The sequence below is a fragment of the Motiliproteus sp. SC1-56 genome (assembly GCF_017309075.1).
In the GTDB taxonomy this organism is placed as follows: Bacteria; Pseudomonadota; Gammaproteobacteria; order Pseudomonadales; family Balneatricaceae; genus Motiliproteus.
Genome location: NZ_JAEMGS010000012.1, coordinates 1 through 24126, shown reverse-complemented (window position 1 = coordinate 24126; position 24126 = coordinate 1). Strand labels below are relative to the sequence as shown.

Genomic DNA, 24126 nt, shown 5'->3' with positions numbered 1-24126 from the left:
GAAATGGTGGCCATAAGCCGGCATTGGTTGGTCACGACCAGCAGGGCATCAAAACACCTGACTGCGGGTGTCCAACGGACTGACTTTCACCAAACCGTCCCACCTCCATAAAGCCAGGGTATGAAGATGTTTTTTGGGGACGGGGGCGGTTGCCCCGCTCAGGGCGGGGGCAACCGCCCCGGAAAAGCGGGAAGGAGGCCGTAACTCTCAGCCCTCGGGAAGCTCTGCGCTGAGCAACTCGTACCCCCGCTCCTGCAGCTGGCGATTCAGTTCGCGGGGGTTATCCGCCCGGTAGCGGACAATCACCTGCCGCTCCAGCCCCACACCCGGCGACTGGTTCTGGGGGGTCATTACACTCACCACGTAGCCGCCCAGCTCGCTGAGACAGCCCAGCAGTTTGGACAACACTCCCTGGCGGTCTTCGAGGCGGATGCAGATGCGTGACGCATCCTTGCTGCGACAGCCGGTGATATCCAAGAAGAAGTCGAGCAGGTCCACCCCGGTGAGAATCCCCACCAGTTTCCCTTCCTTCACCACCGGCAGGCAGCCGATGGTCTGCTCGCGCATCAGGCAGGCGGCATCCTCGACCAGGGTATCCGGCGTGCAGGTGGTGACACTGCGGTGCATGATGTCCTTGGCGGTGAGCTGCGACAGCAGGTAGTTGACCTCACCGGTGGAGAGGGTGGTGATATCCGATGGCGAGGCTTTCTGCACGTCGCGGTGGGAGATGATTCCCTTGAGCGCCCCGTCGCCGTCCACGACGGGCATATGGCGAATGCGCCGGGCCTGCATCAGCCCCGCCAGGTGGCTCATTCGGGTCCCTTCCTCCACCGTCAGCACCTCGGTGGTCATGATCGTTTCCACATACATCGGCTCAATCCTCTTATCGGGCGGGGACTCAGTGCCCCAGGTAAGCTTTTCGCACGGACTCGTCTTGCAGCAATTCGGCGGCCGAGGCACAAAGCGCCACCCGCCCCGACTCCAATACATATCCCCGATCCGCAATCTGCAGCGCGGCACGGGCATTCTGCTCCACCAGCAAAATGGTCACCCCTTGGTCATTGAGCTCCCGAATCACCCGGAAGATCTCGCTGACCAAAAGCGGCGAAAGGCCCATGGAGGGTTCGTCCAGCAACAACAGCTTGGGCCGTCCCATGAGCGCCCGGCCGATTGCCAGCATCTGCTGCTGGCCCCCGGAGAGCGTGCCGGCCGCCAGGGCCCGCTTCTCTTCAAGTACCGGGAAGAGGCCGTAGATGTGCGCTATTTCCGCCTGAATCGCCGCTTTGTCCTCGCGGCGGGCGAAGGCGCCCAGCAGCAGGTTGTCCTCCACGCTCAGGGGGGCGAACACCTGGCGCCCCTCGGGCGAGTGGCAGATGCCGCGGGCGGTGATGCGGTGGGCCGGCCGATTGGTGATGTCGCTGCCGTCAAAGGTGACGCTGCCGCCGCTGGCAGCCTGTACCCCGGAAAGAGTGTGGAGCAGGGTGGTCTTGCCCGCCCCGTTGGCCCCGACAATGGTCACCAGCTCGCCGGGGTAGACGTCAAGGTCAATATCGGCAATCGCCTGCACCGGGCCGTAGTGGCTGCAAAGGCCGCGCACCGCCAGGGCCGGGGCCGGGTTCTCGACGGCGGCCGCCGATTCGCGGGATAACGATTCAGCGCCCATCAGACTTCCTCCCCCAGGTAGGCCTTGATCACATCCGGGTTGTTCTGCACCTCCTCGGGGGTGCCCTCGGCCAGCAGGCTGCCAAAGCCCAGTACCAGCACCCGGTCGGAGACCTCCATCACCAGCCCCATGTTGTGCTCCACCAGCAGGATCGTGATGCCGCGCCCCTTGAGGCGCTGGATCAGCGCCCGCATCTCCAGCGTCTCGGTGTCGTTGAGCCCCGCCGCCGGTTCGTCCATGGCCAGGAACTCCGGCGCCGAGGCCAGGGCCCGGGCGATTTCCAGGCGCTTGAGCTCACCGTAAGGCAGCGCGCCCGCCTCTCGCTCGGCCAGGTGCTCCAGGCCACAGAGTTCCAGCGCCTCCATCGACCACTCCCGCACCCGGCGCTCCTCGCGCACCACCGACGGCAGGCGCAATGCCGCCTTGATCAGCCCGGTGTGGGTGCGCAAATGGCAGCCGACCATCACGTTCTCCAGCACCGTCATGTTGTAGAACACCTGCAGGTTCTGGAAAGTGCGGGAGATCCCCCGGGCCGCGATCTCGTGGGTTTCCAGCCCCACCAGCTCCTTGCCGGCAAACGTGATGGAGCCGCCGTTGGGGACGTAGTAACCGCAGAGCATGTTGAACAGGGTGGTCTTGCCGGCCCCGTTGGGACCGATCACCGAATAGATGGAGCCCTTGGGCACCTGGAAGCTCAAGTCGGTGACCGCCGCCACACCGCCGAAATACTTGTCCAGGTGCGCCGCCTCGAGAATATTCATAGGTCACACTCCAGTTTTTCCCGGCTGGCCAGCGGCTTGGGTGCCAGCCCCGGCGGCCGCAACTGCTTGAGCCGCGGCCGCAGCCAGCGGGCGATGGCAACAAAAAGCCCCTGGGGCATGAAAATCATGACGCCCATGAGGATGGCGCCGAAAATCAGCATTTCGTAATCCTCGAACACCACCAGCAGCTCCGGTAGCAGCGTCAGGGCGATGGCGCCGAACACCGCGCCGAAGGTTGAGGCCATGCCGCCCAGGACCACCATGGTGACGATCTCGATGGAGAAGAAGAAACCGAAGGATTCGGGGCTGACGAAGGCCTGCTGGTGGGCGAACAGGCTTCCCGCCAGGGAAGCGAGCATCGCCGAGAGCACGAAGACATTGGTGCGGGTGCGCACCGTGTTCACCCCCATCATCTGAGCGGCGAACTCGGAGCCGTGCACCGCCCGCAGTTCGCGCCCCGCCCGGGAGTCGATGATATTCAGCGAGATCAGCACCACCATCAGCGACACCGCCGCGATCAGGCCGTACCAGCGCAGGTCGCTGTCGATCTCAAAACCGAACAGCGAGAGGGTGGGAATATCCCCCAACCCGTCAGGGCCGCCGGTCCACCGGGCCTCCTGCACCAGAATGATATTGACGATGATGCCGAACCCCAGGGTCGCCATCGCCAGGTAGTGCCCCTTGAGCTTGAGAATCGGCCGCGACACCAGGTTGGCGATCAGATAGACCAGCGCCAGCCCCGCCACCATAGCCAGCCAGGGGCTCCAGCCGAAGCGGGTGGTCAGGATCGCCGAGCTGTAGGCGCCGATGCCGAAAAAGGCAGCGTGGCCCAGGGAAATCTGCCCCGCGTAACCGATAAAGAGATTCAGCCCCACCGCCAGAATGACGTTGAGCAGGATGGTGGCCCCCACCACGGTGACGAAGTAGTTCTCCGGAAAGAACACCGGCAGCAACACCACCAGGGCCGCATAGCTGTAAAATCCGCCGAGACGTTTCATACGCGATCCACCGATTTGTGTCCGAAGAGCCCGCTGGGCCGGAAGAAGAGCACCGCCAGGATGATCACGAAGGCCATGGCGTCCTTGTAGCCGGAAGAGATCAGTCCGGCGCCGAGGGACTCCAGCAGCCCCAGCACCAGGCCGCCCGCCACGGCGCCCATGGAGCTGCCCATACCGCCGAGAATCGCCGCTGAGAAGCCCTTGAGACCGAGCATGGTGCCGGCGTCAAAGGAGGTGAAGGCGATGGGCGCAATCAACAGTCCCGCGATGGCACCGATGGCGGCAGAGAGCCCGTAGGAGGTCAGCAGCATCAGCTTGACGTTGACCCCCACCAGCTGGGCCGCGGTCTGGTTGCAGGAGCAGGCGAGAATGGCCTTGCCCAGCAGGGTGCGGTCAAAGAAGTAGCGCACCAGCAGCACCAGGCCCACCGTGACCCCCATGATCCAGAGGTTCTGGGGCACCACCGTGGCGCTGCCGATTTCGATCGGCTCGCTGCCGGAAAACGGCGCCATGCTGAAAATGTCTTTACCCCAGATCAGCAGCGCGGCGCCGCGCAGGAAGATCGAGGCGCCGATGGTGATGATGATGGTGGCAACCACCGACGCTCCCCGCGCCGGCTCAATGGCAAAGCGGTTGAGGGCAAGCCCCACCAGGGTAACGATTGCGATGGCCACCAACAGCGCCAGGGGATAGGGAACCCCGGCCGCCAGCAGGCCGATGGCCGACATCGCCCCCAGCATCACGAACTCCCCCTGGGCGAAATTCACCACCCCCGAGGCGTTGTAGATGATGGCGAACCCCAAGCCCACCAGGGCATAGGTGGAGCCGACCGAAAGGCCGGTCACCAGAAACTGGATGATCTGATCAAACATAAGCCTTACCCCACCCGGCAACCGCTTCCGCGCTCGGGGGCAGAAGCGGCGTTCAGGTTGTCGCTGAGAAGAAGCGCGCCGGTGTTAATCCACCAGCACCCAGTCCCCGTTGCGGATTTCCAGCATCCGAAACGCGTTCTGGTCCAGCCCCAGGTGGTCGTTCTGGCTCATGTTGAAGATGCCGCCGGTACCGACGAAGCCCTGGGTTGCCTCGATCTCGCTGCGCACCCGCTCCTTGTCGGTGGAGTCGGCGCGGTCGATCGCCTCCAGGGCGATTTTGAGTCCGTCGTAGGCGTGCCCACCAAAGGTGGAGACCGGGCCGTGCTTGGATTCGTAGTTGGTCTTGTAGGAGATCAACACCGGTTTCTGGGCGTCACCGTCATCAAGCTTGTCGGCCACCAGCAGTGCGGCGGCAGGCAGGCGCACCCCTTCGGCGGCATCACCGGCCAGCTCGATGTATTTCTTGGAAGCGACGCCGTGGGACTGGTAGACCGGCAACTCGATGCCCAGCTGGCGAATATTCTTGGTGACGATGGCCGGCCCCGAACCGAAACCGAAATTGAGGATCGCCTCGGCGCCGGTGGCGCGGATCTTGGTCAGCTGGGTGGTCATGTCGGTGTCCTTGCTACCGTAGGACTCGTCTGCCACGATCTCGATGCCATATTCCGACGCCAGCGCCAGGGACTGGGCCCGGCCGGACTTGCCGAAGCCGCCGTCGCCGCTGATCAAGGCCACCTTGCTGATGCCACGCTTGCGCATGTCGTCAAACACCTTGGCCGCTGCCATGCGGTCGGTGTGGGGGGTTTTGAAGGTCCACTTGTCGACCGGGTCGATGATCTTCACCGAGCCCGCCAGGGAGATGAAGGGCACGCCGGACTTGGAGATCTCTGGCATCGCAGCCAGGGTGCTGCCCGAGGTGGAGCCCCCAACGATGACATCCACCTTGTCGTTCTTGATCAGCCGCTTGGCGAAGCTAACGGCCTTTTTGGCGTTGCCGCCGGTATCGTAGTGAATCAGCTCCACGGGACGGCCATCCACGCCGCCCTGGGCGTTCACCTCGTCAATATAGAGCTGCAGGGTTTTCAGCTCCGGGTCCCCCAGGAAGGAGGCCGGTCCGGTCACGGCTAGAAAGGTGCCGACCTTGATCGCGTCGCTGGCGGCCTGGGTCGGGGACACAACCAGGGTGGTAGTCATGGCGGCAGCCGCCATCCCGATCAGGCACTTGCTGGGCTTTCTCATGATTCTAATCCTTACTTGAGTGGTTATTTATTTTTGTAATACAACTCGAAACAGGAAATATAATTCAGAACCTTTTCAAAACCTCCTCTTTGAGACAGGTCCTTCTGACCAATACGGTGCGCAACGTGATTTATAGTGCATCAGGCTTTAAATAAAGTGAAGGCGCCTTCCGTGCACTATTCCACTAGGCGGAATTCCATGCCGGCATGCGTTGACATATCCCATGCGCAGCGCGATTTCCCCGCGTAAAGCGGGTCGACGCGGGGAACAGGGCTTGAAGGGGGCGGGGTGTTCTCAGAAGGCGAGCGCGCTTTGCTCAAGGGCCTCGGCCAGGCGGTCAGCCGCCGCGCGCAACTGGGGGAAGAGATGGGTGCGTTCCCGCCCGGATTCGACCGCGCCCTCCGGCCAGACCAGGTTAAGACAGGCCTTGACCCGGCCCTGCACGAAAACCGGCACCGCAATGGCGCAGAGATCCGTGGCCGGAGCCGGCCACTGGTTGGGCTCACGTCGCCCGTAGCCGCGTTTACGGACCTGGGCCAGGGTCTCCTCCACCCAGATCCGGTCCCGCGCCAGGCGCCCCGCTTCGCCGCCCCCGCTGGCCAGGCGCTCCAGAATCTCCTCACGCTCGGTCTCGCTGCAGTGGCCCAGGTAGGCGTGGCCGATGGCTGAACGCAGCATCTCCGCCCGCACCCCCAGCACCTCGGGGTTCACCACCAGCACCCGCTTGGTGCGGGTGCGTTCCACCACTTCCATGGCCAGGCCCCGGCGCACCGCCAGGTAGGAAGGCCAGAAGAGGCGGCGCTGCAGCTCGTCGAGAATCGGACCGGAGGCTTCGGCCAGGGCATCGGCGGCCAGCAAACCATCCCCGAGTCCTTGCAGCCGGTAGGAGAGCCGGTAACAGTCGTCACGACGGCTGCGGTAGACCCAGCCCAGCACCTGAAGGGTATGCAGAATCCGCAGCAGTGTGCTCTTGGGCAGCCCGGTCACCCGGTTCAGCTGCGCCAGCGAGACCCGGCTCTCGCTACCCAGGCACTCGATGATCTGCAAACCACGGGAGAGTACGCGAATTTTCTTTTCCATTTGGTCACCCCTCCCCTTGCCCCAGAGCCTGCGCCCCTTGCGCCAGGACTTGCTCCCCGTAGCAGGCCGCCTCCACTTCCCAGGACAGGGTGCGGGCGGCGACCTCGAGCCTTGAATAAAAGCGCTCACCGGGCGACTGACCGGCTGCCGCCGAGCCCACACCGTGCAGGCTGATACAGGCCTTGATGCGCCCCTCCACAAACACCGGCACGGCGATGATCCAGCCCGGCTCCGCATCCGCTGCCTGCTGCTCCCCGTAGCCGCGCCGGCGCACGGCCTCCAGCGCCTGCGCCACCCGCTCGCTGTCGCGGGCGAGCCGGCCCGGCTCCCCCGGCAGCCGGGCCAGCCGCTCCAGAATCTCCTCCCGCTCGGTCTGGGAACAGAAGGCGACATAGGCCTGGCCCACGGCAGATGAGAGCAAGGAGGGGCGCTCCTCCACCCCCTTGAGCAGCGTACCCACCCGGGATTTTTTGCCGGTGGTCTCCACGATTTCCATGCTCAACCCCTTGCGCACGGCCACCTCGCAGGGGCATCCCAGGGTGTATTGCAGACTATCCAGCACCGGCCCGGCGGCCTCGACCAGGGCGTCCACCATCACCAGGTTGTCGCCGATGTGCTGCAGATGACAGGAGAGGCGGTAGCGGTCATCCCCGAGGCTGCGATAGACCCAGCCCTCCTCCTGCAAGGTGTGCAACAGCCGCAACAAGGTCACCTTGGGCAACCCCAGGTCCGCGTGAAGCGCGGCCAGCGAGGCCGGTGAGTGGTCCTGCAGATGCTCGATCAGCTCTAGCCCCCGGGCCAGCGCCCGAATTACCGTCTCCATACCGCTCCTCCCTGGGTCAAGCCGCCCCGCTGCCAGTTCCACCTGATGGAACATTGCCGTTCCGTTTATATTGCAACACCGGAAACGAGTATGCACTATAAAACACACAATTTATTAACGTGCATTAAACAGCATAAGCCGCGTCGCCTCCGTTCCTGGATTCGAACGTCGGCCACCGACCCTGCCAACAAGAATAAAAGAGGGCACGACTGTGAAGGACACGCTTACCACCGGCACCACCTCAACCTGCCGCGTCCACGTCGATCGCGACCGCACCATCGAATTCATGGGTGACGAGGGACGCGTCTACTCCACCCCCAACCTGCTCTACGACATCGAGATGGCCTGCCGCGACTTGCTCTTGGAATTCTCCGACCCCGGCGAGGACTCGGTGGGCACCCGTATCGAGCTGGATCACATCGGCGCCACCCTGGAAGGCATGTGGGTCGATATCCAGGTCACCGTCACCGAGGTGAAAGGACGCGCGGTCAGTTTCGATATCCTGGTCAGCGATCCCCTGGAAAAAGTCGCCATGGGCAAACACAACCGCTTCGTGGTGGATGTGCAGCAGACCGCCCAGCGCCTGCAAGCCAAAGCGGCCAAGGTTGCCGCGCTGCCGGCTTAGATCCCACCGGTAGCCGTTGTCCCGGCGTGAGCGCAGCGCAGGCTGCCGACCACCCGGGACTCACAGCAGAGGACCTCCCGATGCACGAAATTCGTATTCACGGACGCGGTGGCCAGGGGGCGGTGATCGCCTCCAAGATCCTGGCCAAGGCGCTGGTCGAGGAAGGCAAGTTCGTCACCGCCATTCCCGCCTTTGGCTTTGAGCGGCGCGGTGCCCCGGTCGCCGCCTTCATGCGCTTCGACGAGGCTCCCATCCGCCGCATCAACAATATCTACACCCCCAACACGGTGATCAGCATCGATCCCTCGGTGATCCGCGCCGTCGACATTTTCGAGGGCATGCAGCCGGGCGGCACCTGGGTTCATACCACCAGAGACTCCGCCGAGCAGCTGGATGTGCCCGAGCATATCGACACCCTGGGGTTGTGCGACGCCGTGGGGATCGCCATGGAGGTATTCGGCCGGCCCATCACCAACACCATTATGCTGGGCGCCTTCGCCAAAACCACCGGAGCGGTCTCCCTGGACGCGCTGAAGCGGGGCCTGGCGTCGGCCAATTTCCGCGATGCCGGGCTCAAGCAGAACCTGCTTGCCGTGGAGCGGGGTTACGCAGAGACCCGGGTACACCATCTGGCCCAACCGGACAGGGAGGCGTGCTGATGAGCAGCTCCATCAAACCGGAACAGCTGATTCCCTACCGCCCCGTTTATCCGGACAAGGTGCCCGACAACCTCTGCCCGGTCGCCACCGAATGCACCACCATGCTGCCCGGGGACTGGCGCGCCGAGCGCCCCCTGGTGAACCGGGAAAAATGCGTGAAGTGCGCCACCTGCTGGCTCTACTGCCCGGTGCAGTGCATCGTCGAAAAAACCGCCTGGTTCGACATCAACCTGGCCACCTGCAAGGGCTGCGGCATCTGCGCCCACGAGTGCCCCCACGGCGCCATTACCATGATTGAAGAGCGGGGAAAGTAAGCCATGACCGCTATTGAAACCGCCATCGACCCTCGCTATCAAAGCCGTTCCCTGGTCTGCGACGGCAACGAGGCCGCGGCCTGGGGCGTCGCCCTGGCCCGCCCGGACGTCATCGCCGTCTACCCGATCACGCCCCAGTCATCTCTGGTGGAGTACGTCTCCCAGTTCGTAGCCGAGGGCATTATCGACGCCGAACTGATGAACGTGGAGGGGGAGCACAGCGTCCTCTCCGCGTTGCAGGGCGCGGCCCTGGCCGGCGCGCGCACCTACACCGCCACCTGCGGTCCCGGTCTGGCCTTCATGTTCGAGCCCTATATCCGCACCCCCGGCCTGCGCCTGCCCCTGGTGGCCAACCTGGTGACCCGGGACACCCTCACCCCCCAGTGCGTCTGGGGTGGCCACCAGGACGCCATGCTGGTCAAGGAAGCTGGCTGGATTCAGATGTACTGCGAGACCGTGCAGGAGGTGCTGGACACCACCGTCATGGCCTACCGCATCGGGGAACACCCGCAGGTGATGCTGCCGGTGAACGTCAACAGCGACGGCAACTACCTCTCCTACGGGGTCACCGGCATCGAGGTGCCGCCCCCGGTGCTGGTGGATGCCTTCCTGGGAGAGCGCAACATCAACTGGCACGCAGCCCTGGACCCGGAGCGGCCGATGGCGGTGGATCCGCTCACCGGCGGCGCCGGCGGCCCGGGACCGGGCCTGTTCGTCGGTTACCGCCAAGGGCAGTGCGATGCCATGCAAAAAGCCCTGGATATCATCGAAGAGACGCACCGGGACTGGGGCGATCGAATCGGCCGTCACTATGCCCCCCTGGTGGAGGAGTACCGCCTGGAGGATGCCGACTACGCCCTGGTGACCATCGGCAGCATGACCGGGGCCGCCAAGGACGCCGTGGACGCCGCCCGCGACCGCGGCGAAGCGGTGGGCCTGATCAAGGTCAAGACCTTCCGCCCCTTCCCGGTCAAGGCCATGGCCCGGGCGCTGAGCAAGGTGCGGGCGATCGGGGTGGTGGACCGCTCGGTCGCCTTCGGCTGGAATGCCGGCCCCCTCTACCAGGAGACCCTCGCCGCACTGCACAGTACCGAGCGCTTCCTGCCCGCCGCCAGCTTTATCGGCGGCCTGGCGGGAGCGGACATCACCGTCGACGACTTCAGCGGGGTCATTCAAGACACCGCCCGACTGCTGCAGGGGCACCGCTTTGACGGCCCCCGCTGGATCAACCGCAACGATTAACCCTGGGAGAGGTCATGAACGCCAGTAAATATCTGATAGTCGGCAGCTCCCACGCCGCCCTGGAGGCGGCCAGGGCCATCCGCATGCAGGATGACGCGGGGAGCATCACCCTGATCAGCCGGGATACCCACGCCCCCTACTCGCCCACGGTACTGCCTTACGTGGTGTCCGGGCGCTCCAGCGCCGACCGTGTCAGCCTGCGGACACCGGACTACTTCCAGGCAGAGGCCATCAACCGGGTGACCGGCCAGGCCCTGACCCGACTCCTGCCCGCCGAGCAGGCGGTGGAACTGGAGGATGGGCAACGCTGGCATTATGAAAAGCTGCTGCTGGCCACCGGCGCCACCCCGGTGATCCCGCCGGTGCCGGGCCTTGATCGCATCGACTACCGGGTCCTGCGCACCCTTGATGATGCGATTGCCCTGCGCGACGCGGCGGGCAAGGCCGCCAACGCCGTAGTGCTGGGCGCGGGACTGGTAGGCATGCACGGGGCCGAGAACCTGGCTGAGGCCGGCATCGCGGTGAGCGTGGTGGAGATGCAGTCGCAGGTGCTGCCCGGCTATTTCGATGCACAGGCCGCCGAGCTGATTCGAGCCGCCTTTGACCGCCAGGGGGTCACCATGAAGATGGGCCGCCGGGCACAACGGGTGGAGCCCCAAGCGGACGGCTGCCGAGTGCACCTGGACAACGGGGAGGTTCTGAACGCGGATCTGCTCCTGGTCGGCACCGGGGTGCGTCCGGTCACCGACTACTGCCAGGGCAGCGGCTTGGACCTGGACCAGGGCATCCTGGTGGACGATCACATGGCCACCAACCTGCCGAATATATGGGCCGCGGGCGATGTCGCCCAGGCCCGGGACTTTTACAGCGATGCCAAGGTGGTCACCGGGATTCTGCCCGATGCGGTGGAACAGGGGCGAATCGCCGGCATGGCCATGGTGGAGGATCCCGCCCTTCAGCCCTACCGGGGCGGCGTGCCGATCAACACCTATACCTTCTACGGACAGCAGGCGATCTCCGTGGGAATCAGCGACACCGCGGATACGGCGGCGCAGGTCGCGGTGGACTTCGACGCCGAGCGGGGATATTTCCAGAAGATCATTCTCAAGGACGGCCGCCTGCAGGGCATTTCAGCGATCAACGCCGCCCTGGACCCCGGTATTCTCTGGCAGCTGATCCTGCGTCGCACCGACCTGAGCGAGGTGAAGGCGGAATTTCTCGCCCAGCCCCTGGAAACCGGTCGCCGCCTTATGTCCGACACCTGGCGCTAAAGGGGAGAGCAACGTGGGTACAGCGTACAACAGCATCACATTCAACCAGGCCAAGTGCGACGGCTGCGGCGACTGCATGCGCGCCTGCGCCCAGGCCAAGGCGGGCTCCGAGGACCTGATTCACGCGCGGATCCAGATTCTGGCCCGGGAGGACGCCCCGGTGGAGCTGGCCATGTGCCGGCAGTGCGGCGACCCCAAGTGTGTTTCCAACTGCCCCGCCGGGGCCCTCAACAAGAACCCGGAATCCGGCGTCATCGACTGGGACGCAAACAAGTGCGTCAACTGCCTGCTCTGCACCGTCGGCTGCGCCTACGGGGGCATCACCTTTGATGCCGCGGTGGGCCACGTCAGCAAGTGCGACGGCTGCGACGGCGACCCCGCCTGCGTCAAGGTCTGCCCCACCGGCGCCCTTGAATACAGCACCGCCGGCAGCCTCTACCGGCGTATCAGCGAGCGGGAAGACCTCTTCGTACCCGGCCTCTCCGCCTGCCAGGGTTGCAACTCGGAACTGCTGATCCGCCACACCCTGCGCAACGTGGGCTCCAATGTGGTGGTGGCGACGCCCCCCGGGTGTATTCCGGGCATGGGCACCGTGGGCTACAACGGCAGGACCGGCACCAAGGTGCCCGTCTTTCACCCCCTGCTGACCAACACCGCCTCCATGCTGGCGGGGCTCAAGAAGCAGTACAACCGCCTGGGGCGCGACGTCACCATGCTGGCCCTGGCCGGTGACGGGGGCGTGGGCGACGTTGGCTTCCAGTCCCTCTCCGGGGCCGCCGAGCGTAACGAGCAGCAACTGTTTCTGTGCGTCGACAATGAAGGCTACATGAACACCGGCATGCAGAGCTCCGGCTCCACCCCCGCCGGCTCCTGGACCTCCACCACCCCGGTGGGCGAGGCGATGCAGGGCAAGCGCACCGATGCCAAGAACATGGCCAAGATCATGATGATGCATAACTGCGAGTACGTGGCCACCGCCTCTCTCGCCTTCATGGATGATTACTACGAGAAGCTGGACAAGGCCCTGGAGGCCTCCCGCCGCGGCTTCGCCTACCTGCATGTCTACGCGCCCTGTCCCACGGGCTGGCGCTTTCCCGCCTCGGACACCATCGAGGTCTGCCGCAAGCAGGTAGAAACCAATTTTGTCACCCTCTGGGATTTCACCCCGGAGCAGGGACTGCGCTTCACCCGATCGGTGGAGCGGCCGGCGCCGATCAGCGTCTATCTCAAGCAGATCGGCAAGTACAAACATCTGGACCAGGCCCAGGTCGACCACCTGCAGCGCCGGGTCGAGGATCAGGTCAGGAGCCTGCAGGCGTTCACCCACATGAGCGCCGCCGGCTGAACAGGCCCCGGCGCACTGGGCCGGGATGCCGCACTGAGGCTTTTTACCTTACGTGGTGTGAGTCGTATTCAAACAAAAATAACAGGGAGACGCCCCGATGAGTGTCGCGAACAGTCTGGCCGCCGAGGCCGTTGTCACCAGCACTTCGACCTACAAAACTTCGACCTACATGTACCAGCCGGAGATCGAAACCCTGCCGCGGGACCAGTTGGCCGCGCTGCAACTGGACCGGCTGAAGGATACCCTGCGCCGCGCCTACGAGAAGGTCCCCCACTTCCGCCGTCGCTTTGACGAGGCCGGGGTCAGCCCCGAGGACCTCAAGAGCCTGGAGGATATCGCCCGGTTTCCATTTACGGTCAAGACCGACCTGAGGGATAACTACCCCTTCGGCATGTTCGCCGTGCCCCGCAAACAGGTGGCGAGGGTGCATGCCTCCAGCGGCACCACCGGCAAACCCACGGTGGTCGGCTACACCCAGGGCGACCTGGATCGCTGGGGCGAGCTGATGGCGCGCTCCATCGCCTGCGCCGGCGGCACCCCGGACGACGCCCTGCACAACGCCTATGGCTACGGGCTCTTTACCGGCGGTCTGGGCGCCCACTACGGCGCCGAGAAACTGGGTTGCATGGTGACCCCCATGTCCGGGGGCAACACGGAAAAACAGAACATCGTGCTGCGGGATTTCGGCGCCAACGTGCTCTGCGCCACCCCCTCCTTCGCCCTCAACCTGGCCGACCACGCCGAGCGCCAGGGTATCGACCTGCGCAATAGCGAGTTGCGGATCGGCATTTTCGGCGCCGAGCCCTGGACCGAAGCGATGCGGGCGGAGCTCGAGCAGCGCCTCAACATCAAGGCGGTGGATATCTACGGGCTGTCGGAAATCATGGGGCCCGGGGTGGCGGTGGAGTGCTGCGAGGCCCAGGCGGGGCTGCACGGCTGGGAGGATCACTTCCTCTTCGAGGTGATTGATCCCGATACCGGCATCCCGCTGCCCATGGGTGAGACCGGTGAGCTGGTGATTACCACCCTGACCAAGGAAGCGCTGCCGATGATCCGCTATCGCACCCGCGATATCACCCGACTCAGCGCCGAGCCCTGCAGCTGCGGACGCACCCACGTGCGGATCATGCGGGTCACCGGCCGCAACGACGACATGATGATCATCCGCGGCGTCAACGTCTATCCGTCGCAGATCGAAGCGGTGCTGGTGGGCTTCCCCAATATCGCCCCCCACTACCAACTAGTGATCCGTCGCGAGGGCGTCATGGACACCCTGGACGCCGAGGTTGAAGCCGCGCCGGAGTTGAACGCCGACCAGTACCCGGCGGTGGCCGAGAAGGTGCAGCGGCATATCAAGTCCATCGTCGGCATCAGCTGCAAGGTGATCATCAAAGCGCCCGGCGAGGTGCCCCGGTCCGAGGGCAAGGCGGTCCGGGTGGTGGACAAGCGCGGCTGAAGCGCTCAGCCCAAGGGGCGCTCGCCGCAGCGCCCTTTTTTACCCCGCCCACTTTTTCCCCGCACCTCTTTTTCCCCGCACCTCTTTTTCCCCGCACCTGTTTTCGCCCCTCACCTTAGCCCAACTAAGCATTCCCAAGCATCGGCCCCTCTGGCACTATGAAAGCGCTTCCCTATCCCGATCAAGGACGATAGAAACGCGTATGGCCAATGTAACCCTCAAGGGCGAGCCGCTGCACACGGTGGGCGAGCTACCCGCTATCGGCGCACCCGCCCCGGATTTTGTGCTGGTGAACCGGCAGCTGCAGGATGTGAGCCTCGCCGACTTCGCCGGGCAGCGAAAGCTGCTCAACATCGTTCCCAGCCTCGATACCCCCCTGTGCGCGGAGTCGGCGCGCCAGTTCAACCGCCGCGCTGGCCAGCTGGAGAACACGGCCGTGCTGGTCATCTCCGCCGACCTGCCCTTTGCCCAGAACCGTTTCTGTGCCACCGAGGGGCTTGACCAGTTGCACCCGCTTTCCATGATGCGCTCCAAGGCCTTCGCCGAAGCTTATGGCGTGTTGCTGGCTGACGGCCCCCTGGCGGGGCTGACCGCGCGGGCAGTGGTGGTGCTGGATGAAGCCGACCGGGTCGTGTACACCGAGCTGGTCCCCGAGATCACCCGCGAGCCGGCCTACGACCCGGCCATTGCCGCGCTTCAGCCCGGCGCTTAACGGAGCCCCCAGCATGAGCGATATTCTCAGCCTGGCCTGCGACGGCGACCACGAGGTCTTTATCACCCGCCACCTGGTGCGCTTCGGCGACGTGGACCCGGCCGGCATCGCCTACTTCCCGCGGATTCACAATTTCATCCACGAGTCCTTTGAGAACCTCTGGGAAGAGTATATCGGGGTACGCTATTACCATCTGATCCAGAACGAGCGGGTGGCCTTTCCCATGGCCCATTCCGATGTGGATTTTACTCACCCGCTGCAGTTCGGCGATCGCCCCCTGGTGAAGGTGAGCTGCCTGAAGATCGGCCGCGCCTCGCTGAAGCTGCGCTACGTCTTCGAGGTCGACGGCAAGGTGTGCGTGGATGCCCGCACCACCACCGTCTGCATCGATGCCGACAGTTTCAAGAGTATCGAGATTCCCGCCGAGTACCGGCGCTATTTCGAACGCATCCAGGCGCCGGAAGCGACGGTTTAACGCGGCCCGTTAATCGGTGGGCTTCAATCGCTGCTGGGGCCGAAGAGTCCGTCCCGACCAAAAGCTTCCAGTTGTGCCTCGCTGTAACCCAGCTCGTTCATCACCGCCCGGTTCTGCGCTCCGCACCTAGGCGCCAAACCTTGCCTGCCGGGACGCTCGCCGTCGAAACGGAAAGGACTGGCGATGCGGGTCAGGGCCTGCTCGCCCACTTGTCGGGTTTCCAGCAGCCCCCGGGCCCGAACCTGCGGGTGCGATTCGAGCTCGTTGAGGGTCAGCACCGGCTCCACACAGGCATCGACATCGGCGAAAACCTGTTGCCAGTGTTCCAGGGGGCGAGCCGCGATGCACTCGGCCAGCCGCGGCTTGAGTTCTCCGTCCAGCATGGCGGCACCGTTCTCGATCTCCAGCGCATCGCACAGGCGCCGGCGAAACACCGGCTCCAGGCTCCCCACCGCCAGGTAGCGCCCATCGGCGGTACGGTAATGATCATAGATTCCGCCGCCATTGAGCAGGTTGCCTTCGGGGGCGGGGTCACGGCATTCGGTCAGGGCGCCGGGACCGAACAGGGCGTTGAGGGCCAGGCTGCCATCCAGCATGCTGATATCCAGCCACTGCCCCTGCCCGGTCTGCTGCCGCTCGATCACCGCGGCCAGAATGGCGATGGTGGCGTTCTGCGCCCCGGCGGCGAGGTCGGCAATCTGGATGCCGCAGGGCGCGGGCGCTTCCCCACTACGCCCGCTGTAGCCGCTGATCCCGGCCAGGGCCAGGTAGTTGATATCGTGCCCGGCGCGCTGGGCGTAGGGGCCGTCCTGGCCGTAGCCGGTGAGGGAGCAGTAGATCAGCCCCGGGTGGCGCGCCTTGAGGGTATCGTAATCGAGCCCCAGCCGCGCCATCACCCCGGGCCGGAACTGCTCCACCAGGATGTCGTAATCTGCTAGCAGTCGCTCGATCACCTCGCTCGCTTGCGGGTGCTTGAGGTCCAGGGCCAGGGACGCCTTGCCCCGGTTAAGGTATTGAAAGGCGGCGGACTGACCTGCCACCTGGGGTTCGAACTCGCGCACCAGGTCGGCCCGGGTGGGCGACTCCACCCGCAGCACCCGGGCCCCCAGGTCCGCCAGGTTGAGGGTCGCGTAGGGGCCGGGCAAGAGGGTGCTGAAATCCAGCACCCGCAGCCCCTTCAGCGGCTTCGCGGACACGCTCAGCCTCGCTGGCCGTTGAGCACTTCGCGGGCGATGATCAGTCGCTGCACCTCGCTGGTACCCTCGTAAATGGAGGTGATGCGCACATCCCGGGCATAGCGCTCCAGGGGGTACTCCTGCATATAGCCGTAGCCGCCCAGCAGCTGCAGCGCGGTGTAGCAGGCGTCGTTGGCTTTTTCAGAGGCAAACAGCTTGGCCATGGAGGCCTCCTTCGCGTAGGTCAGCCCCGCTTCCTTACGGCTGGCGGCGCTCATCAGCAGCAGCCGGGCCGCCTCAAGCTCGGTCATCCGGTCAGCGATCATCCACTGCAGCCCCTGGAAATCCGCCAGCGGCTGGCCGAACTGCTTGCGCTCCTTGACGTAGTCGACCGCGTACTCCATCGCCGCCTGGCCCACGCCCAGGGCCAGCGAGCCGATACCGATGCGCCCGCCGGCCAGCTCGGTGACCGCCAGCTTGAAGCCCTGGTTAAGCTCGCCCAGGATGGCGCTGTCGGGCACCCGGCACCCCTCAAAAACCACCTCGTTGGTGGCCGAGCCGTGCTGCCCCATCTTCTTCTCCGCCTTGTTGACGGTGATACCGGGGGTGTCGGCCTCCACCAGGAAACAGGTGATGCCGCGCCCCTTGGGCGCGTCCTTGTCGGTCACCGCCCAGACCACGAACACGCCGGCAAATTCGGCGCTGGTGATCCACTGCTTGACCCCGTCGATGATCCAGCCATCACCGTCACGGCGCGCCTGGGTGCGCATTCCGGCGGGGTCAGAGCCCGCGCCCGCCTCGGTGAGGCAAAAGCTACCGGCCAGCCAGGTGCCGTCACAGAGTTTGGGCAGGCAGGCGCTCTTCTGCGCCTCGCTGCCCTTGGCCTGGATCACCTCGGCCACCATGTTGGTCACGGAGACGGTCACGGCGGTGGAGGCGCAGCCCTTGGCCAGCTCGGTGATGGCCAGGCTGAAGGCCACCGGACCCGCTTCCGTGCCGCCGTACTGGCCGTCGATGTTGAGACCCATGAAGCCCAGCTCGGCCAGCTGGCGGCAGTGGCCGGTGAGAATATCGCGGTCCTTGGTCTGATCGAGACGCTCGGCATTGGGCGCCAGCTCGCTCTGGGCGAAACGCCGCGCCGTGTCCTGAATCAATGCCTGCTCTTCGGTCAACGTCAGTTGCATAGGGCTCTTGCCTCCTTCTCCCCCACGCCAAGCCCGGACATGGGAGAGGGTTATAGATCGATGTGAACAAGCGCCTAGAATAAATCCCGTTTACGTTAACGTAAAGCACAAAACAGGATTACTCTTTGTCGATGGGGTTGGTTGCAAGGGGGCCAGGCGTTCTCATGCCCGGGGCACGCATCCCCGCCGATTTGACCGAAAGCACCGGTAACAAAAGGTAATTCCCCGACCAGCGCCCCGTTCCCTGTTCCCCGTTCCCTGTTCCCCGTTCCCCGTTCCCCGTTCCCCGTTCCCCGTTCCCCGTTCCCCGTTCCCCGTTCCCCGTTCCCCGTTCCCCGTTCCCCGTTCCCCGTTCCCCGTTCCCCGTTCCCCGTTCCCTGTTCCCTGTTCCCTGTTCCCTGTTCCCTGTTCCCTGTTCCCTGTTCCCTGTTCCCTGTTCCCTGTTCCCTGTTCCCTGTTCCCCGACTAATTTTAATTAAGATTACCCTAATATATAAATACAACGATCGGAGGTTGCTACGCTGCCAAACCATGAGTGACTGTGAATGCCGGCAAAACGCCCGGGAACTGGAAGGACAGCGTCGGTTGCTGGGGCTGCTCCTGGGACTGAACGGCCTGATGTTCGCCGTCGAGGGCAGCCTCGGACTGCTGGCCCAGTCCACCGGCCTGATCGCCGATGCACTGGATATGCTGGCCGATGCCAGCGTCTATGGCCTGGCCCTCTATGCCGTGGGCCGCTCCGAGACGCTGAAAAACCGCGCCGCGGCACTCAGCGGCGGCGCACAGCTCCTGCTGGCGCTGGCAGTCATCGCCGAAGTGCTGCGCAGAACGGTCTACGGCAGCGAGCCACAGTCACTGCTGATGATGGCCACCGCCGCGCTGGCGCTGGCGGTCAACCTCACCTGCCTGACCCTTCTCAACCGTCACCGTCATGGAGAGATCCACCTGCGGGCAAGCTGGCTGTTTTCCGCCAGCGACGTGCTGGCCAACCTCGGGGTGATCGCCGCGGGCCTGCTGGTAGCCTGGACCGGTACGCCCTGGCCAGACCTGGTCATCGGCGCCCTGATCGCCGGGGTGGTCGCGCGCACGGGAATACGCATTATTCGAGAAAGCCGGGCCGGGACCGCAGCCGACTGAGCCGCACCGGACTTTTTTTGCACTCGCCAATCCGTTAGGCTGCGGCGACACCCGAGCCCTCCTTTCCCCTCTTCAAGCCGAACAAGATCCATGCCCCCACCCCGCCAGTTTTACCGCCGCGGCCCCGATACCCGCCGGGGGCAGCCGGTCACCTTCGCAGATGTGCGCCGGCGGTTCGACTTCCGCTCGATCCGCATCGGCCGCTGGGTCACGGAGGCCGAGCGGGACCGAGCCAGCGGCCTTTTCTACGACGCCCTGGTCGACCTGATGCATATCCTGCAAGGACCTGAAGCGCTGATCTCCCTCAGGGGCAGCCTCTCCCTGAAGTACGGCATCGGTGGGCAGCCCGGGGTCGCCGCCCACTACCAGCCCGGCATGCGATGTTTCTCCCTGGCCAAGAACGCAGGCCCCGGAAGCATCGCCCACGAATGGTTTCACGCCCTGGACCACTACCTGGGAAACAAGGCGTTCAGCGACACCCCCACCAGTATGTTTGCCTCCAAGGCCTGGCTATCGGATGCGACCCCGGTGGTGCACCCGCTCAATGACCGCCTGTTCGCCTGCTTTCGGGCCATCCTGCTGGACGCCGCGGGGGACAACCCCAGCACCCTGTTTCGCACCGCCGTCGACACCGACCGCCGCCTGAGACAACGCTACTTCAGCCAACCCGAGGAAGTCTGTGCCCGGGCTTTTGAAGCCTTTGTCCAGGATGCGGGCATTCGCAACAACTTTCTGGTGGCCGGCACCCGGGCCAGCGAGGAAGCCAAACGGGGGTTGTACCCACAGGGGGACGAGAGAGCGCGAATCAACGCGGCGTTCCAGGATTATTTCAGCCGGCTGGGGACGGCGCTAAGCCGGGGCCAATAGCGAGCCGCCGGTGGCCTCCGGGCTGGCACCCGCTGTGTTACTCCGCCACCAACTGCTGGCAGCGCCAGTGAGGGCGACCGTCCTGACTGAGCGCCTCGGCCAGTCGCGGTAGCAGTTGCTCCATTTTGGCGAACAGGGTCCAGGGCGGGTTGATCACGATCATTCCCGCCGATGTCATGCCGTGGCCGTCGCTGTCCTGGCGCACGCCCAGTTCAAACAACTGCACCCGGCGAACCCCGCTGTCGACCAGCTGTTTTTCCAGCTGATTGATCTGCGCCCGTTGCACCACCGGATACCAGAGGGCAACGATGGTGTTGGCCATTTTGCGGTGGATTTTGCCGACGGTGGCGACCACCTTCTGATAGTCGCCTTTCTGCTCGTAGGGCGGGTCGATCAGCACCAGCGCACGACGCGAGGGGCAGGGCAACAGCCCCAACACCCCCTGAAAGCCATCCTGCTGACTGACCCGGATGCGGCGATTGTTTTTGAAACGCTCGGCCAGCAGCGGGAAGTCGCTGGGGTGGAGTTCAAACAGCCAGGCGCTGTCTTGCGGGCGCAGGCAGTTGGCGGCGATGACCGGTGAGCCGGGGTAGTGCGTCAACCGCGCCTGTGGATTGAATTGTTCCACCCGCTCAAGATACCGGGCCAGCTCCGGCCAGTTCTTTCGCTTCAGCGCTGTCGGGCCGAACCAACGACCAACCCCTTCGCGGTACTCTTCGGTTTTGTTGGCCTGCGCACTGTCCAGGCGGTAGCCTCCGGCGCCCGCGTGGGTGTCGATGTAAGTGAACCCCTTTGGCTTTTCGCCCAGGTAGTCAAGAATCTCGATCTGGATCAGATGCTTTAGCAGGTCGGCATAATTGCCGGCATGAAAGGCGTGACGGTAGCTGAGCACGGGAACATTCCGTTGGAAAAAGCGCATTGTAGTAGCTGGCGGCATACGTTGCGATCGCTTTTTGAAGCAGCGCCCGGGAGTCGCTTGCAAGCGTACCGGAGGGGGATCAACCTGGCTTCCACGCCTACTTCCGCCACCTAGTTGCTGCCCACAGCCAGGGCCGTCCGCGGCTCCCCCTCCAGGCTAGCATCGCACCCCCTGGTCTATGCTTGGCAACACGGAATACAACAGCGGTGACCTATTGGCCGCCCTCCCCCTCCTCCAACGCAAAGGGCGAAGCCGAGAAGAGCACCATGGCCAGTAGAACGATAACAAGCAGCGACGGAAGCCCACCCTCGGCCTCACCCCAATCCGGCCTGCGCCTAGTGTTCGGCGCCAGCGGCTACATCGGCTCCAATCTGGTCCCGGCGCTCCTACGCCACAACATCCCGGTGCGCGCCTGCTCCCGTCGTCCCGAAGTACTGCGGGCTCGGGACTGGTCCGGAGTAGAAGTCGTCGGGGCCGACGCCCTGGCGCCTTCGACCCTGGCCCCGGCGCTGGAGGGTGTGGATACCGCCTACTACCTGATCCACTCCATGACGGCGGGCGCCGATTTTGCCTCCCTGGAACGCCAGGCCGCCACCCACTTCGCTGACGCCGCGGCTGCCGCAGGCGTCCGCCAGATCGTCTACCTGGGCGCCCTGGTGCCCGAAGGGGCGGATTCGGCCCATATTCTCTCCCGCCGCGACACCGGGGAGGCACTGCGCCGGGGCCAGGTGCCGGTCATCGAGCTGCGGGCGGCAATCATCGTCGGACCGGGTTCGGCTGCCTTTGAGGTGATGCGCGATCTGGTTCTCCACCTGCCGGTCATGGTGACACCGCGCTGGGTTCGGGCGAAATCGCCGCCCATCGCCCTGGATAACCTGCTCGAATACCTGATCCGCCTGCCAGACCAGCCGGCGGCACAAGGCGGGATCTTCGAAGCCGGCGGACCGCAACAGCTCACCTACGAGGCGATGATGCGGATCCTGGCGGAGGAGGCGGGCAAGCCCCCGCCGCGTATTCTCGCCGCCCCCGTGCTATCCCCGCGGTTCTCCTCCTACTGGCTCAAGTTCGTCACCTCGGTGCCCACCAACGTGGCCCGGGCCCTGATCGAAGGGCTGAAGTACGACTTCAGCGCCGAAACAGAGCCCCTGCAGGCGTTGGTTCCCCTGGAGCGCCTGGACTTTAGGGCCAGCGTCGCCGCCGCCCTGGCCAGGGAACGCCAGCACGACGTCGAAGCCCGCTGGGTGGAAGGCGCCTACAGTATCCGTCGGCAACGCAACGATTACGCCTACTACGCCAAGCGCGCCGCAGGCCACGCTACCTCCTGCGCATCGGCCGATGCGCTGTGGCGGGTGATCACTGCAATTGGCGGCGAGAACCGCTACTACTACTTCAACAGCCTCTGGGCCCTGCGCGAACTGCTCGACTGGCTGGTCGGTGGACCGGGGATGCGGCGCCAGCGGCGCCATCCCACAGAACTGCGCGTCGGCGACCGGGTGGACAGCTGGGAAGTGATCGGCATGGAGCACGAGCGTCGGCTAACCCTGGCGTTCGGTATGAAGGCCCCCGGGGCGGGGGTGCTGGAGATAGAGATCGAGCCATTGGAAGCTCAGCTCCACCAGGTCACCGCCACGGCCTACTGGCACCCTGCAGGCGCCCTGGGGCTGGCGTACTGGTTTTCGCTGCAACCGGCCCACCTAGTCATTTTCAAAGGCCTCACCCGGGAGATCTGCCGGCGCGCGGAGGCACTTGAGCAGTGAGACATTCCAGGCATATCGCCGCAGAACAGAAGCGCCAGAAAACACCATAGGAACGCGGAGTAAGCAGAACGACGCAGGCCAGCCAAACGCCGTCAGAAGCTGTCAGCGGGCAATAAAAAAAGCGGCCTGAGAGGCCGCTTTCTTCACTGCAAAAAGCTAGGTCCGGTTAAAATTCCAGCTCGCCGGCCGACTCGTCGGCCACGTTTTCCTTCACCGGAAGGTTGAGCAACTGCTCGCGAATCTGGCTTTCGATCTCCTCGGCCACCGCCGGGTTCTCCTCCAGATACTTGGCGGCATTAGCCTTGCCTTGGCCGATCTTATTGCCCTGGTAGGCGTACCAGGCGCCGGACTTGTCCACCAGCCCCTGCTTAACGCCCAGGTCAATCACCTCGCCCATGTGATAGATACCCTTGCCGTACATGATCTGGAACTCGGCCTGACGGAAAGGCGGGGAGACCTTGTTCTTCACCACCTTGACCCGGGTCTCATTGCCGATCACCTCGTCCTTGTCCTTGACCGCACCGGTACGGCGAATATCCAGGCGCACGGAGGAGTAGAACTTCAGGGCGTTACCGCCGGTAGTGGTCTCGGGGTTGCCGAACATGACCCCGATCTTCATTCGGATCTGGTTGATAAAGATCACCAGGGTATTGGCGTTCTTCACGTTGCCGGTGATCTTCCGCAGCGCCTGGGACATCAGGCGCGCCTGCAGGCCGACGTGGGAATCCCCCATCTCGCCTTCGATTTCCGCCCGGGGCACCAAGGCCGCGACCGAGTCGATCACCAGCACATCCACCGCGTTGGAGCGCACCAGCATGTCGGTGATCTCCAGCGCCTGTTCACCGGTATCCGGCTGCGAGACCAGCAGGTCGTCCGTGTTGACCCCCAGCTTCTCGGCGTAGATAGGATCCAGGGCGTGCTCGGCATCCACGAAGGCACAGGTCTTGCCCAGCTTCTGGGCTTCGGCGATTACCTGCAGGGTGAGCGTGGTCTTACCGGAGGACTCCGGACCGTAGATTTCGACGATCCGGCCAAAGGGCAGCCCACCGATACCCAACGCGATATCCAGCCCAAGAGAGCCAGTGGAGACGGACGGAATCGCCTCACGGGGCTGATCGCCCATGCGCATCACCGCGCCCTTACCGAACTGTCGCTCAATCTGCCCAAGCGCCGCCGCCAGCGCTTTTTTCTTGTTTTCGTCCATCAATACACCCCGAGAAAGTAAAGATCACCTAGGACCAGACACTGTATATTTGCCCAGTATTATTTCACAGATTTTGGGAAACGCAAGACCGAGACCGCGACTCGAGAAAATTTGTTCCTCGCCGCTCCGGGAATTTTCTCAAACCACCGGGACCAACGTAAAGGCGCAAAAGCCCACCGTATCAGACCCTACCGAGCCCCAAACGAAAAACCCCCGGCACGGTGTGCCGGGGGTTTCTCAGGATAAGGCGCTTGGCGATGACCTACTCTCACATGGGGAGACCCCACACTACCATCGGCGCTGGACCGTTTCACTTCTGAGTTCGGGATGGAGTCAGGTGGTTCCGGA

At 64.4% G+C, this 24126-nt stretch carries 24 protein-coding genes and 1 rRNA gene; 12 read left to right on the top strand and 13 right to left on the bottom strand.

Going from position 1 to position 24126, the window contains the following annotated elements; all coding sequences use genetic code 11:
• Window positions 1–207 precede the first annotated feature (207 nt).
• The 8 genes from JGZ97_RS13625 to JGZ97_RS13590 all read right to left on the bottom strand — a co-directional run bounded on the left by JGZ97_RS13625 (window position 208) and on the right by JGZ97_RS13590 (window position 7436).
• A complete protein-coding gene (locus JGZ97_RS13625; RefSeq protein WP_207063196.1) occupies window positions 208–870 on the bottom strand; it encodes a CBS and ACT domain-containing protein in 663 nt (220 codons plus the stop codon).
• Window positions 871–898: 28 nt separating this feature from the next.
• Window positions 899–1663 (bottom strand): ABC transporter ATP-binding protein, encoded by a 765-nt coding sequence (locus JGZ97_RS13620; RefSeq protein ID WP_207063195.1) that lies wholly within the window; start codon window positions 1661–1663, stop codon window positions 899–901.
• Window positions 1663–2424, bottom strand: a complete 762-nt coding sequence (locus tag JGZ97_RS13615; RefSeq protein WP_207063194.1) for an ABC transporter ATP-binding protein — start codon at window positions 2422–2424, stop codon at window positions 1663–1665. The genes JGZ97_RS13620 and JGZ97_RS13615 overlap by 1 nt, the downstream gene beginning before the upstream one ends.
• Complete coding sequence (locus JGZ97_RS13610; RefSeq protein ID WP_207063193.1) at window positions 2421–3422, bottom strand: branched-chain amino acid ABC transporter permease; 1002 nt, start codon at window positions 3420–3422, stop codon at window positions 2421–2423. Before JGZ97_RS13610 ends, JGZ97_RS13615 begins: the two co-directional genes overlap by 4 nt.
• Complete coding sequence (locus JGZ97_RS13605) at window positions 3419–4294, bottom strand: branched-chain amino acid ABC transporter permease (RefSeq protein ID WP_207063192.1); 876 nt, start codon at window positions 4292–4294, stop codon at window positions 3419–3421. Before JGZ97_RS13605 ends, JGZ97_RS13610 begins: the two co-directional genes overlap by 4 nt.
• An 84-nt stretch (window positions 4295–4378) precedes the next feature.
• Window positions 4379–5533 carry an ABC transporter substrate-binding protein gene (locus JGZ97_RS13600; RefSeq protein WP_207063191.1) on the bottom strand — a complete coding sequence of 385 codons (1155 nt, stop codon included), beginning with the start codon at window positions 5531–5533 and terminating at the stop codon, window positions 4379–4381.
• Between the two features lie 294 nt (window positions 5534–5827).
• A complete protein-coding gene (locus JGZ97_RS13595; protein WP_207063190.1) occupies window positions 5828–6613 on the bottom strand; it encodes a helix-turn-helix domain-containing protein in 786 nt (261 codons plus the stop codon).
• Between the two features lie 4 nt (window positions 6614–6617).
• The gene (locus JGZ97_RS13590) at window positions 6618–7436 is read right to left on the bottom strand and encodes a helix-turn-helix domain-containing protein (protein WP_207063189.1); all 819 of its coding nucleotides are present in this window, start codon (window positions 7434–7436) and stop codon (window positions 6618–6620) included.
• 211 nt (window positions 7437–7647) lie between these two features.
• Here JGZ97_RS13590 and JGZ97_RS13585 point away from each other — a divergent pair, with 211 nt between their 5' ends.
• The 9 genes from JGZ97_RS13585 (at window position 7648) to JGZ97_RS13545 (ending at window position 15535) form a co-directional block, all read left to right on the top strand.
• A complete protein-coding gene (locus JGZ97_RS13585) occupies window positions 7648–8061 on the top strand; it encodes a thioesterase family protein (RefSeq protein ID WP_207063188.1) in 414 nt (137 codons plus the stop codon).
• 80 nt (window positions 8062–8141) lie between these two features.
• On the top strand, window positions 8142–8720 hold the full coding sequence (gene padE / locus JGZ97_RS13580; RefSeq protein WP_207063187.1) for an NADH-dependent phenylglyoxylate dehydrogenase subunit gamma: 579 nt from the start codon (window positions 8142–8144) through the stop codon (window positions 8718–8720).
• The gene (gene padF / locus JGZ97_RS13575; protein ID WP_242521778.1) at window positions 8720–9034 is read left to right on the top strand and encodes an NADH-dependent phenylglyoxylate dehydrogenase subunit delta; all 315 of its coding nucleotides are present in this window, start codon (window positions 8720–8722) and stop codon (window positions 9032–9034) included. Before padE ends, padF begins: the two co-directional genes overlap by 1 nt.
• Window positions 9035–9037: 3 nt before the next feature.
• Complete coding sequence (gene padG, locus JGZ97_RS13570; RefSeq protein ID WP_207063186.1) at window positions 9038–10276, top strand: NADH-dependent phenylglyoxylate dehydrogenase subunit alpha; 1239 nt, start codon at window positions 9038–9040, stop codon at window positions 10274–10276.
• 14 nt (window positions 10277–10290) lie between these two features.
• Window positions 10291–11547 (top strand): NADH-dependent phenylglyoxylate dehydrogenase subunit epsilon, encoded by a 1257-nt coding sequence (padH, locus tag JGZ97_RS13565; protein ID WP_207063185.1) that lies wholly within the window; start codon window positions 10291–10293, stop codon window positions 11545–11547.
• A gap of 13 nt (window positions 11548–11560) precedes the next feature.
• A complete protein-coding gene (padI, locus tag JGZ97_RS13560) occupies window positions 11561–12892 on the top strand; it encodes an NADH-dependent phenylglyoxylate dehydrogenase subunit beta (protein WP_207063184.1) in 1332 nt (443 codons plus the stop codon).
• Between the two features lie 97 nt (window positions 12893–12989).
• Window positions 12990–14348 carry a phenylacetate--CoA ligase family protein gene (locus JGZ97_RS13555; RefSeq protein WP_370584069.1) on the top strand — a complete coding sequence of 453 codons (1359 nt, stop codon included), beginning with the start codon at window positions 12990–12992 and terminating at the stop codon, window positions 14346–14348.
• Window positions 14349–14550: 202 nt separating this feature from the next.
• Entirely contained in the window at window positions 14551–15060 is a 510-nt protein-coding gene (tpx, locus tag JGZ97_RS13550; protein ID WP_207063183.1) for a thiol peroxidase, read from the top strand.
• A gap of 13 nt (window positions 15061–15073) precedes the next feature.
• Window positions 15074–15535: a thioesterase family protein gene (locus JGZ97_RS13545; RefSeq protein ID WP_207063182.1), complete on the top strand. Its 462-nt coding sequence runs from the start codon at window positions 15074–15076 to the stop codon at window positions 15533–15535.
• Between the two features lie 23 nt (window positions 15536–15558).
• Here JGZ97_RS13545 and JGZ97_RS13540 read toward each other — a convergent pair whose 3' ends face one another.
• Window positions 15559–16731 carry a CaiB/BaiF CoA-transferase family protein gene (locus JGZ97_RS13540; RefSeq protein WP_207063181.1) on the bottom strand — a complete coding sequence of 391 codons (1173 nt, stop codon included), beginning with the start codon at window positions 16729–16731 and terminating at the stop codon, window positions 15559–15561.
• 2 nt (window positions 16732–16733) lie between these two features.
• Window positions 16734–17894 carry an acyl-CoA dehydrogenase family protein gene (locus JGZ97_RS13535; RefSeq protein WP_207063180.1) on the bottom strand — a complete coding sequence of 387 codons (1161 nt, stop codon included), beginning with the start codon at window positions 17892–17894 and terminating at the stop codon, window positions 16734–16736.
• 531 nt (window positions 17895–18425) lie between these two features.
• Between JGZ97_RS13535 and JGZ97_RS13530 the strand changes: the two genes are divergently transcribed.
• Window positions 18426–19031 (top strand): cation diffusion facilitator family transporter, encoded by a 606-nt coding sequence (locus tag JGZ97_RS13530; RefSeq protein WP_207063179.1) that lies wholly within the window; start codon window positions 18426–18428, stop codon window positions 19029–19031.
• 90 nt (window positions 19032–19121) lie between these two features.
• On the top strand, window positions 19122–19898 hold the full coding sequence (locus tag JGZ97_RS13525) for a CLCA_X family protein (RefSeq protein WP_207063178.1): 777 nt from the start codon (window positions 19122–19124) through the stop codon (window positions 19896–19898).
• Window positions 19899–19935: 37 nt separating this feature from the next.
• On the opposite strand, the gene JGZ97_RS13520 is transcribed toward JGZ97_RS13525, so the two are convergent.
• Complete coding sequence (locus JGZ97_RS13520; protein ID WP_207063177.1) at window positions 19936–20790, bottom strand: 23S rRNA (adenine(2030)-N(6))-methyltransferase RlmJ; 855 nt, start codon at window positions 20788–20790, stop codon at window positions 19936–19938.
• Window positions 20791–21083: 293 nt separating this feature from the next.
• On the opposite strand from JGZ97_RS13520, the gene JGZ97_RS13515 reads away from it, so the two are divergent.
• A complete protein-coding gene (locus JGZ97_RS13515) occupies window positions 21084–22574 on the top strand; it encodes an SDR family oxidoreductase (RefSeq protein WP_207063176.1) in 1491 nt (496 codons plus the stop codon).
• A 166-nt stretch (window positions 22575–22740) separates the two neighbouring features.
• Here JGZ97_RS13515 and recA read toward each other — a convergent pair whose 3' ends face one another.
• On the bottom strand, window positions 22741–23778 hold the full coding sequence (gene recA, locus JGZ97_RS13510; RefSeq protein ID WP_207063175.1) for a recombinase RecA: 1038 nt from the start codon (window positions 23776–23778) through the stop codon (window positions 22741–22743).
• Between the two features lie 249 nt (window positions 23779–24027).
• Window positions 24028–24126: ribosomal RNA gene (rrf, locus tag JGZ97_RS13505) — 5S ribosomal RNA — on the bottom strand; the annotation flags it as partial.